1 protein-coding gene is annotated in these 438 nt (G+C 57.5%); it reads left to right on the top strand.

Features of this window, described 5'->3' with window-relative positions; all coding sequences use genetic code 11:
• Window positions 1–78: 78 nt before the first annotated feature.
• Entirely contained in the window at window positions 79–420 is a 342-nt protein-coding gene (gene tnpA, locus AB4Z23_RS28575) for an IS66-like element accessory protein TnpA (protein ID WP_012478003.1), read from the top strand.
• Window positions 421–438 lie beyond the last annotated feature (18 nt).

Here is a 438-nt window from a genome sequence, read left to right as displayed (position 1 = left end):
GTGGACCGCCTTGCGAGTTTTTGGCGATACCGTGATTTTGCGCTCTTGAGAGTGGACTTAAGAGCGCAATGAGGAACTATGGCACAGGCCATTTTGCTGACGGGTCACGAACGGCGTCGTCGTTGGTCACCGGACCAACGGCTGGAAATTCTGGAGGCAGCATTTGCTCCGGGGGCAAATGTCTCGGAGGTAGCGCGTCGTTTTGATGTTTCGACGGGGCTGCTGTACACGTGGCGGCGCCAAGCGCTGACTGTGAAAGATGGGCCTGCTTTTGTGCCGGCAACAGTCCTGGATGTTCCTGGCGGCGGCGATGGTGGTGCGGCAACCATCGTTGTGGACTTTGCGAACGGTATCAAGGTGAGGATTGGGTCCGGAGCGCCTTGTGATCTTGCCGCAGCAGTAATGCGAGCGTTGAAATGATCCCGATCAGTTCGAGCG

Source organism: Agrobacterium sp. MCAB5 (assembly GCF_052114365.1).
GTDB classification, from domain to species: Bacteria; Pseudomonadota; Alphaproteobacteria; order Rhizobiales; family Rhizobiaceae; genus Agrobacterium; species Agrobacterium tumefaciens.
Note: the sequence above shows the minus strand (reverse complement) of the source record. Positions and strands in the feature narration are given on the sequence as shown.